Here is a 13,361-nt window from a genome sequence, read left to right as displayed (position 1 = left end):
TCATGTCCGGCACCAGCATGGACGGTGCCGATGCTGTGCTGGTCGATTTCAGCGGCGCGCGCCCCGCGGTGCTGGCGGCCGCCAGCCAGCCCTTCCCCGACACGCTGCGCGCCGCCTTCGGCGCCCTGCAGCAGCCGGGCGAGGACGAGATCCACCGCGAGGCCCTGGCGGCCAACGCGCTGGCGCAGGTGTACGCCGACTGCGTCGCCGCGCTGTTGCGCGAGGCGCGCATCGATGCCGCCTCGGTCGCCGCCATCGGCGCCCACGGCCAGACCATCCGCCACCGGCCCGGCCTCTACGACGGCATCGGCTATACCCGCCAGAGCCAGCATCCGGCGCGGCTGGCCGAGCTGGCCGGCATCGACGTGGTGGCGGACTTCCGCAGCCGCGACCTCGCTGCCGGCGGACAGGGGGCACCGCTGGTGCCGGCGCTGCACCACGCGCTGTTCGGCAGCGACGCCGAGACCCGCGTGGCCTGCAATATCGGCGGCATCTCCAACATCAGCATCCTGCCGGCAGCGGACGGCCCCGTCAGCGGCTTCGACTGCGGGCCGGGCAATGCGCTGCTCGACTACTGGATCGGCCGCCACCGCGGACTCGCCTTCGACCGCAACGGCGACTGGGCCGCCAGCGGGCGCGTCGACGCCGCGCTGCTGGCGCAGTGCCTGGCCGAGCCCTATTTCAGCGCGGCGCCGCCCAAGAGCACCGGTCGCGACCTGTTTCATCCCGGCTGGCTGGAGGCACGGCTTGCGGCGTTTGCGCAGCTCGCGCCGGCCGACGTGCAGGCCACCCTGGCGGCACTGACCGCCGAGGCCATCGCGCGCGACGTGCGCGCCAGCGCGCCCGCCGCGCGGCGGCTGATCGTCTGCGGCGGCGGCGCGCGCAATGCCTTCGTGATGGCGCGGCTGGCGCAGGCCCTGCCTGGCGTGGCCATCGAGACCTCCGACGACTACGGCGTGCCGGTGTCGCAGGTCGAAGCCATCGCCTTTGCCTGGCTGGCGCGCCAGTGCCTGCTGCGCCTGCCCGGCAACGTCCCCACCGTGACCGGCGCCGCCGGGCCGCGCGTGCTGGGCGCGATCTACCCGCGCTGAACCCCGGCGCCGCCCTCCCCTGCATCGACCCAATCCATGAACGCCTGCGCCAGCGGCGACGCCCGCATGGCCGGCGAGTGCGCCAGCACCACACGCTGCGGCGTCACCGGCTCGCGCAGCGGCAGGCAGGCGATCGGCACGCCGTCGTAGCTGTGGTCGCCCGCGGGCCGCGTGCACGACAGCGCCACGCCATAGCCATGCGCCACCAGCCCGCGCTGCATCTCGAAGGTCTGCGTGTACTGGTGCAGCGCCGGGCGCAACCCATGCGCCCAGAACAATGACAGGAAGTACTCGCGGGTCTGGGGGATGTCTTCGAGGATGAGCCGCTCGCCGACCAGGTCGGCCAGGCTGACATCGGCGCCGCTTGCCAGCGGATGGGTGGCCGGGATCAACGCGTAGGGCGCCAGCTCTGCCAGCGTACGGCGCTCGGTGCGGGCGTCGAGTCCCAGTTCATAGGTCAGCGCCAGCTCAGCCTTGCCGGCGTGCAAGGTGCGATGGACGGTGGCGAGGTCGGCCTCGAACAGGGTCACCGAGATGCCGGGGTGGCGTTCGCGCAGCCCGGCCAGCAGGCGTGGCACGAAGTACGGGCCCAGGTCCTGGAAGCAGGTCAGCGACAGCTGGCCGCTCAGGCCGCGGCCGGCGCCATCGTCGGCGGCAAGCCCCGCGGCCAGCGCCAGCACGTCGCGGGCCTTGCCCAGCAGGCGCTGCCCGGCCGGGGTCAGCGACAGCCCGCGGCTGACCTGCCGCCTGAACAGCGGCTCGCCCAGCGTGTCCTCCAGCTGGGCGATCGCGGTCGATACCGACGGCTGCGACACATGGCGCGCCCGGGCTGCCGCGCTGATGCTGCCGTGCTCGGCGGCGGCGACAAAGTACTCGAGCTGCCGGAATGAAAAAGGGATCATGTTTTCCTATATCGCAACATAGGAAATATATGCTTTTCCTATCCCACGCGCATGGCGATACTGGGCCCATCGCCCCCCACACTATCGCCATGGACATCACCCCGGAACAGATCGACACCTACCAGCGCGACGGCGTGCTGGTCTTGCGCGGCGCCTTTACCGACTGGGTCGAGCGCCTGCGCGAAGGCTTCGCGCAGAACCTGGCCGAGCCCGGCCCCTTTGCCATCGAGAACGTGCGCGCCGGCGAGGGTGGGCGCTTCTTCGAGGACTATTGCAACTGGCAGCGCATCGGCCCGTTCGCCGCCTTTATCCGCGAGTCGGCCGCAGCCGGCATCGCCGGACGGATCATGCAGTCGCAGGTGGTGCAGGTGTTCCACGAGCACATCCTGGTCAAGGAGCCCGGCACCGCCAAGCCGACCCCATGGCACCAGGACCTGCCCTACTACTGCGTCGACGGCACCCAGACCGCGAGCTACTGGATTCCTCTGGACCCCGTCACGCAGGCCAACACACTGCGCGTGGTGGCCGGCTCGCACCGCTGGCCGCGGCTGGTGCGGCCCAAGCGCTGGGCCAGCAACGAGAACTTCTACGGCGGCGATGACGCGTTCATGGAGATGCCGGACGTGGAGGACGGCAGCCACACGCTGCTGGCTCCGGAACTGGAACCGGGCGATGCGGTGGTGTTCGACTTCCGCACCGTGCACGGTGCCGCCGGCAATACCGGCACCGGGCGGCGGCGGGCGTTCTCTGCCCGTTTCCTCGGCGACGACGTGCGCTTCATGCAGCGCCCCGGACGCACCTCGCCGCCGTTCCCCGGCATCGGCCAGCAAACCGGCGAGCGCATGCGCGAAGACTGGTTCCCGGTGGTCTGGCGCGCGCCGCGCTAAGCCGGCGCGGACAACAAAAAACGCACCCGAAGGTGCGTTTTTTGTTGAGACCGGGATCGCTCAGACCGAGAACGACGAGCCGCAACCGCAGGTGGTCGAAGCATTCGGGTTCTTGATCACGAACTGCGCGCCGTTGATGTCTTCCTTGTAGTCGATCTCGGCGCCGACCAGATACTGGTAGCTCATCGAGTCGATCAGCAGGGTGACGCCGTTCTTGACCATGGTGGTGTCGTCTTCGTTGACTTCCTCGTCGAAGGTAAAGCCATACTGGAAGCCGGAGCAGCCGCCGCCCTGCACGAACACGCGCAGTTTCAGCTCGGCATTGCCCTCTTCCTCGATCAACTGCTTGACCTTGTCGGCGGCGCTGTCGGTAAAGACGAACGGTGCCGGCACGTCCTCGGTAACGGGTGCCTCTGCGACTGCGTTCATGGGGTGTTCTCCTGTTTAGATACGCCTGTATTCTAAGCGCTACTGGGAAATCGTGCCGAAACCTTGTGTTTTCAAGGGGTTCCGGGCAACGAAGTCGCCGCTATGCGGCCTTTTCAGTGGGACTGGCCTCGACCGCGGGAGTTTCGTCTGCGGCGGCCGGTTCGTTATCGGCCGCTTCGGCCGCTTCCGTCACTTGGTCCGCAGGCGCGGCCTCCATCAAGTTCGGCAACGCCCTGACCTCGCCCTGCACCATCGGCATCAGGCGGCCTTCGACCAGCGCACCCTGGTGCATTTCGAGCGCAGCATAGCGCACGTCCCCGAGCACCCGCGCCTGCGGCTGCAGCTCCAGCAGGTCGGCGGCCTGCACCGGGCCCTTGACGGTGCCGTTCAGCACCAGGTGGCCGACGCTGATTTCGCCCTCGACCATGCCCTTCTCGCTCACCACCAGCATGCTGGGCTTGCCCGGCGCCGCGGTCACGTTGCCGCGCACCCGCCCGTCCAGGCGCAGGCCGCCGGCAAACACCAGGTCGCCGTCGATGGCGGTGTCCTCGCCAATCAGCGTGTCGATCGAAAGGCCCTTCTTCTTGGAAAACAGCATGACTCTCACTCCTCTCTCGTTCGTGCCAGGCTGGCCTGCCCATGGCGCAACCGCGCCGGCAAGCCGGACTTGCCGTCGGCGACAGGGCGTGATTGTAGCCGCGTGCGGCCGGATACCCCACAAAAGTATGGCGGCCTGCTCACTATGACGGCAGCACGGGGCCGGTTCCGTAGCCAGCGGGCGAAAAAAAACCGCACGGCCAGCGTGCGGTTTTTCTGGTTTCGCAAGATCCGGCAGGCCGGATCCGCGAAAACGCATCAGCGCTTCGAGAACTGCTTGCGACGACGCGCCTTGTGGAAGCCGACCTTCTTACGCTCGACTTCACGTGCATCGCGCGTGACGTAGCCAGCCTTCGACAGGGCCGACTTCAGGGTCGCGTCGTAGTCGATCAGGGCGCGGGTGATGCCGTGGCGCACTGCGCCGGCCTGGCCGGTTTCGCCGCCGCCGGTGACGTTGACCTTGATGTCGAACGTTTCAGCGTGAGCGGTCAGTTCCAGCGGCTGGCGCACGATCATCAGCGAGGTTTCGCGAGCGAAATACTCTTTGATGGGCTTGCCGTTGACGACGATGTCGCCCTTGCCCGACTTGATGAAGACACGTGCCACAGCGCTCTTGCGGCGGCCAGTACCGTAATTCCAGTTACCGATCATGGATTGGCCTCCTTAGATTTCCAGCGCCTTGGGCTGCTGCGCTTCGTGCGGATGCTCGGCTTCGGCGTAAACCTTCAGCTTCTTGATCATCGCATAGCCCAGCGGACCCTTCGGCAGCATGCCCTTGACAGCCTTTTCCAGGGCACGGCCCGGGAAACGCTGCTGCATCTTGCCGAACGTCGTTTCGTAGATACCGCCCGGGTAGCCCGAATGGCGATAGTACTTCTTGTCCGTTTCCTTGGTACCCGTGACACGCAGCTTGGCTGCATTGACGATGATGATGTAATCACCCGTGTCGACGTGCGGAGTGAATTCCGGCTTGTGCTTGCCGCGCAGACGGCGTGCCACTTCGCTGGCAACACGGCCGAGGACTTTGTCCGTCGCGTCAATCACGTACCAGTCGCGCTTTACCTCATGAGGCTTGGCGGAAAAGGTCTTCATGATTTTTCCTGACTATTGGTTCGTGCCCGTAATCCGACTCGCGAAGGCTTGTGCTCGCCCCTGCAAGTCTTGTGGCCGCCACGGGGGTGGCCGGGTCCTGCTGTCTTCTTCTTCCGCGGGCATGACGGAAAAGCCCTCGATTATACTGGCGGCCGTGGCGAGCGCACAAGCAAAGACTAAGATTTTCGTCAAGATCGACGCCGATGGGCAGCGGTCCCGGGCCGTTCAAAGCACTTGTGAGGCGGGCGCGATGTGTTCAGGCGAAAAAAAACCCAAGCGTTTGAGCTTGGGTTTGAATCCACCAAAGGAGGAGGGTGGAGGAGACACCTGGAGATCGACGGAGGGACTTGCGGGCGGTGCGGCGGGCTTGGCCGGGGGCTTCGCTTTCGCACTCTGGCGCGCTGTCTGCGCCGTCGTTCAATGATTGGAATTATACCTAGGGTTTGTCCGGATGCAAGGGAAATTTGCACTGCGAAATGTGATTCCGTATTACGAAACGTTACCGGGGCTGATCCGTTGTGAATCTATTCTTTAAAAATCAACAGCTTACAGAACAAACGAACGTATCATCCCGACCACATATTAGAGGAAACCCTCAGGTTTTCTAAGGTTATCGGCCTCAATGCCCCGAACTTGACGTTGCCATATACTCGGAAAAGCAAGATTCGTGATCACGCGCTTGTGATCGCAAACCGACAAAACACAGCACAGGAACGAACAAAATGGAATGCAAAGTAACATGGATGGGCGCCGACGGCATGAGCTTCGTCGCCCAGACCGGCAGCGGCCATATCGTTGCCATGGACGGCGCCCCCGAAGGTGGTGGCCACAACCTGGCCCCGCGGCCCATGGAAATGGTACTGCTGGGCACGGGCGGCTGCACCGCCTATGACGTGGTGCTGATCCTCAAGCGCGGCCGCCAGGACGTTACGGGCTGCAGCGTGCAGCTGCAGGCCGAACGCGCCGGCGAAGATCCCAAGGTGTTCACCCGCATCAACTTCCATTTTGTGGTCACCGGCAAGAATCTCAACCCCGCCACGGTCGAGCGCGCGATCAAGCTGTCGCATGAGAAGTACTGCTCGGCGTCGATCATGCTGGCCAAGACGGCCGAGATCACGCACACGCTGGAAATCGTCGAAGGCTGAGGGAAGTTTGGACGGCCCGGTGCGCCGCGCGGGCGCCGGGCCGTGCCGATGACTGAAGCAAAGCAGGCCGATAAGCCGGATTCTGTGCGCCCCGCCCGCCTTGCGGCGCGCGGCGCGTGACAACCATTCCTCTAGGCCGGCTGTTACCAGCCGGCTCCAGCTCCCTACCCGCAGACTCAGCGGGCCGCTTCATCGCCTGCCTATTTGGGATTGCTCCAGGTGGAGGTTACCGCGTTTCACCCTTCCCGCCGGGCGAACCCGGCGGCAAGACTCGTCTCTGTGGCCCTATTCCGCACGTTGCCGTGGATGGCTGTTAGCCAACACCCTGCCCTGTGGAGTCCGGACTTTCCTCCCCCTGCACCTTGCGGTGCAGGCAGCGGTTGCCTGGCCTGCTTTGCGGCCCGCAGTCTAACACCGATTGCGCCCGCTTGCCGGGGCGTCAGCCGGCCTCCCGGTCGCGGCGCCGGCCGGGGCGGAATACGGTGGCATCGGCATAGAAGTCCGGGTCCGCGTTGTCTTCGCACCAGCCCGGGATGCCCATCACCGGCAGCGGCGCAAAGCTGCGTCCGCCCCGCAACGCGCCGGCATCGGCCGCGGACAGCAGTGACCCGGCAAGCACCGCATCGAGCGCAGGATCGCCGGGCACCAGCGGCATTGGCCAGGCATGCGCCGTCACCGACTTGTACGGCTGCACCAGCTTTTCGAGCAAGGCGTGGCCGAACGGCACCACCGCGCAGTCCCTGTCCCATCGGGACCGACCATCGACGAACAGCCGCCCCCACGCGAACCCCCTGAGCGCCGCGGTCATGCCCTGGTCGGTGCCGAGGAACAGCACCGCGTTCTCGTCGAACAGCGTCGCCGCATCGCGCACGCCGCCGCGCGTGGTCGTTACGCCATGGCGGGCGATGACATCGGCCTGGATCTGGTTGAGGGCGCGTTTGGCCTGCGGGAAATGCAGCCAGACCAGCGCGTTGAAGAAGTCGTGGAGATTGTGGCGGGTAGGGACTTCGCCAGTGGCATGGATATGCGCTTCATAGGCGCTGCCGTCCGGCAAGGCGTGCTGGGCGACAAAGCGCAGCGGCAGCCCGCGCGCATTGCGCAGGTCCAGTGCCGCGGCGCGTGCATCAAGCCCGCTGCGCAGGTCGGCACCGCCCTGCACTGCCGCCGCCAGCGCGGCGCCGTGTGCGGCAAAAGGCTGGAACCACGGCCGGGACCAGTCGATCCCGGCCAGCGCGGCGGCGAAGTGCTCGCCGGCCGCGGTCTGCTGTTTGCGCAAGGCTTCAGCGTGCCTTCCAGCGCAGCGTTTCGCCGCCGCGCAGCGGCACCAGCGTGGCGTCGCCGTAGGGCAGCTCGGCCGGCAGTTCCCAGTCCTCGCGCTCCAGCGTCAGCGTGCCGGTGTTGCGCGGCAGGCCGTAGAATGCCGGGCCGTTGAAGCTGGCGAAGGCTTCCAGCTTGTCGAGCGCGCCGGCGGCGTCGAAGGCTTCGGCATACAGCTCCATCGCATGCAGCGCGGTATAGCAGCCGGCGCAGCCGCAGGCATGTTCCTTCAGGCCACGCGCGTGCGGGGCGCTGTCCGTACCCAGGAAGAAGCGCTCGCTGCCCGAGGTGGCGGCCGCCACCAGCGCCTCGCGGTGGGTTTCGCGCTTGAGCACCGGCAGGCAATAGTAGTGCGGGCGGATGCCGCCGGTGAAGATGGCGTTGCGGTTGTAGAGCAGGTGGTGCGCGGTGATGGTGGCGCCGACCGGGCCGCTCGCGTCGCGCACGTACTGTGCCGCATCCTTGGTGGTGATGTGCTCGAAGACCACCTTCAGTTCAGGCATGTCGCGGCGCAGCGGCGTCATCACCTGTTCGATGAACACGGCCTCGCGGTCGAAGATATCGATGGCCGGGTCGGTCACTTCGCCGTGCACCAGCAGCGGCAGCCCTTCGCGCTGCATCGCTTCCAGCGCCGGATAGCAGCGGCGGATATCGGTCACGCCGGCGTCGCTGTTGGTGGTGGCGCCTGCCGGGTACAGCTTGACGCCGTGCACGAAGCCGCTGGCCTTGGCCGCCGCGATTTCCTCGGGGCTGGTGTTGTCGGTCAGGTACAGCGTCATCAGCGGCTCGAACTGCATGCCGGCCGGCAGCGCCGCCAGGATGCGGGCGCGATAGGCCTGTGCCTGCGCCACCGCGGTCACCGGCGGCTTCAGGTTGGGCATGATGATGGCGCGGGCGAACTGGCGGGCGGTGTCGGGCAGCACGGCGGCCAGCGCCGCGCCGTCGCGCAGGTGCAGGTGCCAGTCGTCCGGGCGGGTGATGGTGAGCTTCTGGGTCATGGCTAGCTTGGGGCCGGCCGCGGCGGCGGCCGGCGTTCGTCGAAATCAGAGAATCAGGATGGCGCGGTAGTCGTTGACGTTGGTGCGCGTGGGGCCGGTGACCACCAGGTCGCCGATCGCATCGAACAGGCCCCAGGCATCGTGCGCGTCCAGCTGGCGCTGGCCCGGCAGGCCGGCGGCCTCGGCGCGCGCCAGCGTGGTCGGGTCGGCCAGCGCACCGGCATTGTCTTCCGAGCCGTCTATGCCGTCGGTGTCGGCGGCGATGGCGTACACATCGGGCATGCCTGCCAGTTCGACCGCCAGCGACAGCAGGAACTCCGAGCAGCGCCCGCCGCGCGCCTTGCTGGCGCCGCCGCCGGCCGGCAAAGTGACCGTGCACTCACCTCCGGAAATCAGCGCCACGGGCGTGGCGAACGGCGCATTGTACGCGCGAATCTCGCGCACCAGCGCGGCATAGACGCGGGCCACTTCGCGCGCCTCGCCGGTCACGGTATCGCCCAGCACCACCGGCGTGATGCCGCGCCGGCGGAACAGCGCGGCGGCCGCCTCGAGGCTGCCGTGGGCGGTGGCGATCATGATGTTGTCGACCCGATCGAACAAGGGATCGCCGGGCTTGGGCGTCTCCGCCACTTCGCCACGCGCGCCGCGTTCCAGGTGCGACTGCACGCTGGCCGGCACCTCGGCGCCGTAGCGGCGCAGGATCTGCAGCGCGTCGTCGAACGTGCTCGGGTCCGCCACGGTCGGGCCCGAGGCAATCGCGCTGGGATCGTCGCCGGCCACGTCCGAGACGATCAGCGTGGTCACCGGCGCCTGGCTCGCCTGCGCCAGCCGGCCGCCCTGGATGCGCGAGATATGCTTGCGCACGATGTTCATGTCGGTGATCGGCGCGCCACAGCGCAGCAATTCCCGGGTGGTCGCCTTCAGGTCGGCCATCGGAATGCCCTCGGCCGGCAGCGACAGCAGGCTCGAGCCGCCGCCCGAGACCAGCACCAGCAGCCGGTCCTGCGGCGTCAGCGATTGCACCGCGGCCAGGATCTCCGCCGCGGCCTGCTCGCCCGACTCGTCGGGCACCGGGTGGCCGGCCTCGATCACGCGGATATGGCCGGTCGGCATGCCGTGCGCGTAGCGCGTGACCACCAGCCCTTCCAGCGTTGCCTTGCCGGCGTAGGCGCGCTCGACCGCCGCGGCCATCGACGCAGCGGCCTTGCCCGCGCCCACCACCAGCGTGCGGCCGCCGGCGTGGGGCGGCGGCAGGTGCTGCGCGACGATCTGCAGCGGGTCGGCCGCCGCCACCGCGGCGTGGAAGGTCTCGAGCAGCAGTGCGCGGGCGTCCCCCGCGAACCCGGCGGTCACAACGCCTCCGCGATGGCGCGGCCCAGGTCGGCGGTACCGGCCTTGCCGCCGATGTCGCGCGTCAGCGGCGCGTGCTCCGGCCCGGCCGCCAGCACCTGCTCGATCGCGCCGAGCACGGCGGCGCCGGCCTCGTCATGGCCCAGATACTCCAGCATCATGGCGCCGCACCAGATCTGCCCGATCGGGTTGGCCACGCCGCGCCCGGCGATATCCGGGGCCGAGCCGTGCACCGGCTCGAACAGGCTGGGGAAGGTGCGGTCCGGATTGATGTTGCCCGACGGCGCAATGCCAATGGTGCCGGTGCAGGCCGGCCCGAGATCGGACAGGATGTCGCCGAACAGGTTGCTCGCCACCACCACGTCGAACCAGTCCGGATGCTGGACGAAATGCGCGGTCAGGATGTCGATGTGGTACTTGTCGACCTTGATGCCGGGGTAATGCGCCGCCATCGCCTCGACCCGCTCGTCCCAGTACGGCATGGTGATCGAGATGCCGTTGGACTTGGTCGCCGAGGTCAGGTGCTTTTTCGGGCGCTTCTGGGCCAGTTCAAAGGCGAACTTCAGGATGCGGTCGACGCCGGTGCGGCTCATCACGGTTTCCTGCACCACGATCTCGCGCTCGGTGCCGGGGAACATGCGGCCGCCGATGCTGGAATACTCGCCTTCGGTGTTCTCGCGCACCACGTAGAAATCGATATCGCCGGGCTGGCGGCCGGCCAGCGGGCTGCGGATGCCCGGCATCAGCCGCACCGGGCGCAGATTCACGTACTGGTCGAAGGAACGGCGGAACTGCAGCAGCGAGCCCCACAGCGAGACGTGATCGGGCACCGTGTCGGGCCAGCCGACCGCGCCGAAGTAGATGGCGTCGTACTTCACCAGCGTGTCGAACCAGTCGTCCGGCAGCATCTTGCCGTGGCGGGCGTAATAGTCGCAGCTGGAAAAATCGAAGTGATCCCACTGGAAGTCGATGCCGAAACGGCGCGCCGCGGCGTCCATCACGCGGATGCCCTCGGGCATGACTTCCGTGCCGATTCCGTCTCCGGGAATCACGGCAATCTTGTATTGGCTCATCGTTCTCGGGATTGCTAGCAGGTATGGTGGCGCCATGGCTGGCGTCATTGGCACCGCGGGGGAGCGTCCGCGGTTGCTTGGCAGCGGCGCGGGCGCGCGGGATAATGCCTGCATTCTATTGCAAAGCGGCAGCCCCCTGCCGACCGGTGCCCCGACATGTGCCAGCTGCTAGGCATGAACTGCGCCACGCCGACCGACGTGACGTTCTCCTTCACCGGCTTTGCCGCGCGCGGAGGCCTGACCGACCACCACGCCGACGGCTTCGGTGTCGCCTTCTTCGAAGACAAGGCCTGCCGCCTGTTCATCGACAACCAGTCCGCCGGCACCTCGCCGGTGGCGGACCTGATCAAGCGCTATCCGATCAAGTCCAAGAACGTCATCTCGCATATCCGCAAGGCCACGCAGGGCACCGTGCTGCTGGAAAACTGCCACCCCTTCATGCGCGAGCTGTGGGGCCGGCACTGGATCTTTGCCCACAACGGCGACCTGCACGGCTTTACCCCGTTCCTGTCCGGCGTCTACCAGCCGGTGGGCGATACCGACAGTGAACTGGCCTTCTGCACGCTGATGCAGGGCCTGCGCAAGCGCTTCCCGGGCTCGCAGCCGCCGCTGAACGAACTGGGCCACGCGCTGGCCGACATCACCCGCGAAATCACGCTGCACGGCGTGTTCAACTACCTGCTGTGCAACGGGCAGGCGCTGTTTGCCCACTGCTCGACCCGCCTCTACTACATCGTGCGGCAATGGCCGTTCTCGACCGCGCACCTGATCGACGCCGACCTGTCGATCGACTTCGCGCAGGTGACCACGCCGGACGACCGCGTCGCCGTGATCGCCACCGCGCCGCTGACCGACAACGAGACCTGGACCCAGTTCGCCCCCGGCGAGCTGATCATGTTCGAGCACGGGCGCCCGACCATGACGCTGACCGTGCCGATCCCGCCCGAGGTGCAGGCCAAGAACGCGGCCAATACGGCCTGCACCTGAGCCATCCGGCACAACGAAAAAAGGGACGCCGAGGCGTCCCTTTTTATATGGCTGCCAGTCAGGCTGCCAGTCCGTTCAGTGATGCAGGATCTTCGACAGGAACTGCCTGGCGCGCTCTGAGCGGTGCTCGATATCGCCGAAGAACTCTTCCTTGTCGGCATCCTCGACGATCTTGCCCTGGTCCATGAAGATCACGCGGTTCGCCACCTTGCGCGCGAAGCCCATTTCGTGGGTCACGCACATCATGGTCATGCCTTCCTGCGCCAGCTGCACCATCACGTCCAGCACTTCGTTGACCATTTCCGGATCCAGCGCGGAGGTCGGTTCGTCGAACAGCATGCAGATCGGGTCCATCGACAGCGCGCGCGCGATCGCCACGCGCTGCTGCTGTCCGCCCGACAGCTGACCGGGGTACTTCTCCGCCTGGCTCTTCAGGCCCACGCGCTCCAGGTACTTCATGCCCTTGGCCATGGCCTCGTCCCTGGAGCGGCCAAGCACCTTCATCTGCGCGATGGTCAGGTTCTCGGTGATCGACAGGTGCGGGAACAGCTCGAAGTTCTGGAACACCATGCCGACGCGCGAGCGCAGCTTGGGCAGGTTGGTCTTGGGATTGCCCACCGAGGTGCCGTCGACCAGGATGTCGCCCTTCTGGAACGGCTCGAGCGCGTTGACGGTCTTGATCAGCGTGGACTTGCCCGAGCCCGACGGGCCGCACACCACCACCACTTCCCCCTTGGCAACCTTGGTGGTGCAGTCGGTCAGCACCTGGAAGGAGCCGTACCACTTGGAAACGTTATTAATTTCGATCATACAGCCACCTTTTTCTGATAACGCTTGACCAGCAGCGAAGCGGAGAAACAAATGATGAAGTACACCAGGCCGGCGAACAGCAGCATCTCGACGATGCGGCCATCCCGCTCGCCGATGCCGTAGGCCTGGCCGAAGAAGTCCGCCAGCGCGCTCACGTACACCAGCGACGTATCCTGGAACAGGATGATGCCCTGCGTCAGCAACAGCGGCACCATGTTGCGGAACGCCTGCGGCAGGATCACCAGCCGCATCGACTGCCCGTAGGTCATGCCCAGCGCCTGCGCGGCATACATCTGCCCGCGCGACACGCTCTGGATCCCCGCCCGGATGATCTCGGAGTAGTAGGCGGCCTCGAACAGCGCGAACGCCACCAGCGCCGAGGTCATGCGCAGGTCGGTCGCCGGCGACAGGTTGAAGATGCCCTGCAATACCTGCGGGATGATCAGGAAGAACCACAACAGCACCATCACCAGCGGGATCGAGCGGAAGATGGTCACGTACCCCTGCGCGAACCAGTTCAGCAGCCGGAACGACGACAGCCGCATCATCGCCAGGATGGTGCCCCAGACGATGCCGACCACCACCGCGGTGACGGTGATCTTGAGCGAGACCATCATGCCCTCGCCCAGCACATGCAGCGTGGCCGGGTTGATCGAGGTGAAATCGAAGGAATAAGCCATGGC

15 protein-coding genes and 1 other RNA gene are annotated in these 13,361 nt (G+C 66.8%); 4 read left to right on the top strand and 12 right to left on the bottom strand.

Annotated elements, in window-relative coordinates:
* Nucleotides 1-2 precede the first annotated feature (2 nt).
* Nucleotides 3-1,091, top strand: a complete 1,089-nt coding sequence (locus tag FHX60_RS15655; protein ID WP_221210041.1) for an anhydro-N-acetylmuramic acid kinase — start codon at nt 3-5, stop codon at nt 1,089-1,091.
* Here FHX60_RS15655 and FHX60_RS15650 read toward each other — a convergent pair.
* Nucleotides 1,079-1,993, bottom strand: a complete 915-nt coding sequence (locus tag FHX60_RS15650; RefSeq protein WP_183283872.1) for a LysR substrate-binding domain-containing protein — start codon at nt 1,991-1,993, stop codon at nt 1,079-1,081. The two genes, FHX60_RS15655 and FHX60_RS15650, sit on opposite strands and share 13 nt — an antisense overlap.
* An 89-nt stretch (nt 1,994-2,082) precedes the next feature.
* Here FHX60_RS15650 and FHX60_RS15645 point away from each other — a divergent pair, with 89 nt between their 5' ends.
* A complete protein-coding gene (locus FHX60_RS15645; RefSeq protein ID WP_183283871.1) occupies nt 2,083-2,880 on the top strand; it encodes a phytanoyl-CoA dioxygenase family protein in 798 nt (265 codons plus the stop codon).
* Between the two features lie 60 nt (nt 2,881-2,940).
* On the opposite strand, the gene erpA is transcribed toward FHX60_RS15645, so the two are convergent.
* From erpA to rplM, 4 genes are all read right to left on the bottom strand, one after another.
* Nucleotides 2,941-3,309 (bottom strand): iron-sulfur cluster insertion protein ErpA, encoded by a 369-nt coding sequence (gene erpA / locus FHX60_RS15640; protein ID WP_010813904.1) that lies wholly within the window; start codon nt 3,307-3,309, stop codon nt 2,941-2,943.
* A 100-nt stretch (nt 3,310-3,409) separates the two neighbouring features.
* The gene (locus FHX60_RS15635; protein ID WP_183283870.1) at nt 3,410-3,907 is read right to left on the bottom strand and encodes a bactofilin family protein; all 498 of its coding nucleotides are present in this window, start codon (nt 3,905-3,907) and stop codon (nt 3,410-3,412) included.
* Between the two features lie 257 nt (nt 3,908-4,164).
* A complete protein-coding gene (gene rpsI / locus FHX60_RS15630) occupies nt 4,165-4,557 on the bottom strand; it encodes a 30S ribosomal protein S9 (protein ID WP_012351769.1) in 393 nt (130 codons plus the stop codon).
* Nucleotides 4,558-4,569: 12 nt separating this feature from the next.
* Nucleotides 4,570-4,998, bottom strand: a complete 429-nt coding sequence (gene rplM, locus FHX60_RS15625) for a 50S ribosomal protein L13 (protein WP_010813907.1) — start codon at nt 4,996-4,998, stop codon at nt 4,570-4,572.
* A gap of 722 nt (nt 4,999-5,720) precedes the next feature.
* Between rplM and FHX60_RS15620 the strand changes: the two genes are divergently transcribed.
* Complete coding sequence (locus FHX60_RS15620; RefSeq protein ID WP_018008793.1) at nt 5,721-6,143, top strand: OsmC family protein; 423 nt, start codon at nt 5,721-5,723, stop codon at nt 6,141-6,143.
* Between the two features lie 55 nt (nt 6,144-6,198).
* Here the strand turns inward: FHX60_RS15620 and rnpB are convergent.
* The 5 genes from rnpB to FHX60_RS15595 all read right to left on the bottom strand — a co-directional run bounded on the left by rnpB (nt 6,199) and on the right by FHX60_RS15595 (nt 10,881).
* Nucleotides 6,199-6,539, bottom strand: an RNA gene (rnpB, locus tag FHX60_RS15615) — RNase P RNA component class A.
* Between the two features lie 43 nt (nt 6,540-6,582).
* Nucleotides 6,583-7,419 (bottom strand): DUF3025 domain-containing protein, encoded by an 837-nt coding sequence (locus FHX60_RS15610; protein ID WP_183283869.1) that lies wholly within the window; start codon nt 7,417-7,419, stop codon nt 6,583-6,585.
* Between the two features lie 4 nt (nt 7,420-7,423).
* Nucleotides 7,424-8,458 carry a dihydroorotase gene (gene pyrC / locus FHX60_RS15605; protein ID WP_183283868.1) on the bottom strand — a complete coding sequence of 345 codons (1,035 nt, stop codon included), beginning with the start codon at nt 8,456-8,458 and terminating at the stop codon, nt 7,424-7,426.
* Nucleotides 8,459-8,503: 45 nt separating this feature from the next.
* Nucleotides 8,504-9,811 (bottom strand): glycerate kinase type-2 family protein, encoded by a 1,308-nt coding sequence (locus tag FHX60_RS15600; protein ID WP_183283867.1) that lies wholly within the window; start codon nt 9,809-9,811, stop codon nt 8,504-8,506.
* Entirely contained in the window at nt 9,808-10,881 is a 1,074-nt protein-coding gene (locus tag FHX60_RS15595) for a tartrate dehydrogenase (RefSeq protein WP_183283866.1), read from the bottom strand. Before FHX60_RS15595 ends, FHX60_RS15600 begins: the two co-directional genes overlap by 4 nt.
* A 156-nt stretch (nt 10,882-11,037) precedes the next feature.
* Here FHX60_RS15595 and FHX60_RS15590 point away from each other — a divergent pair, with 156 nt between their 5' ends.
* The gene (locus FHX60_RS15590; protein WP_062796820.1) at nt 11,038-11,868 is read left to right on the top strand and encodes a class II glutamine amidotransferase; all 831 of its coding nucleotides are present in this window, start codon (nt 11,038-11,040) and stop codon (nt 11,866-11,868) included.
* Between the two features lie 75 nt (nt 11,869-11,943).
* Here FHX60_RS15590 and FHX60_RS15585 read toward each other — a convergent pair whose 3' ends face one another.
* Complete coding sequence (locus FHX60_RS15585; RefSeq protein WP_092307689.1) at nt 11,944-12,678, bottom strand: amino acid ABC transporter ATP-binding protein; 735 nt, start codon at nt 12,676-12,678, stop codon at nt 11,944-11,946.
* The gene (gene gltK, locus FHX60_RS15580; RefSeq protein ID WP_112773770.1) at nt 12,675-13,358 is read right to left on the bottom strand and encodes a glutamate/aspartate ABC transporter permease GltK; all 684 of its coding nucleotides are present in this window, start codon (nt 13,356-13,358) and stop codon (nt 12,675-12,677) included. Before gltK ends, FHX60_RS15585 begins: the two co-directional genes overlap by 4 nt.
* Nucleotides 13,359-13,361: the final 3 nt, after the last annotated feature.

It is taken from the genome of Cupriavidus alkaliphilus (assembly GCF_014191175.1).
GTDB lineage: Bacteria > Pseudomonadota > Gammaproteobacteria > Burkholderiales > Burkholderiaceae > Cupriavidus > Cupriavidus alkaliphilus.
The sequence above is the reverse complement of the archived record's forward strand: the minus strand, read 5'-3'. Positions and strand labels throughout refer to the sequence as shown.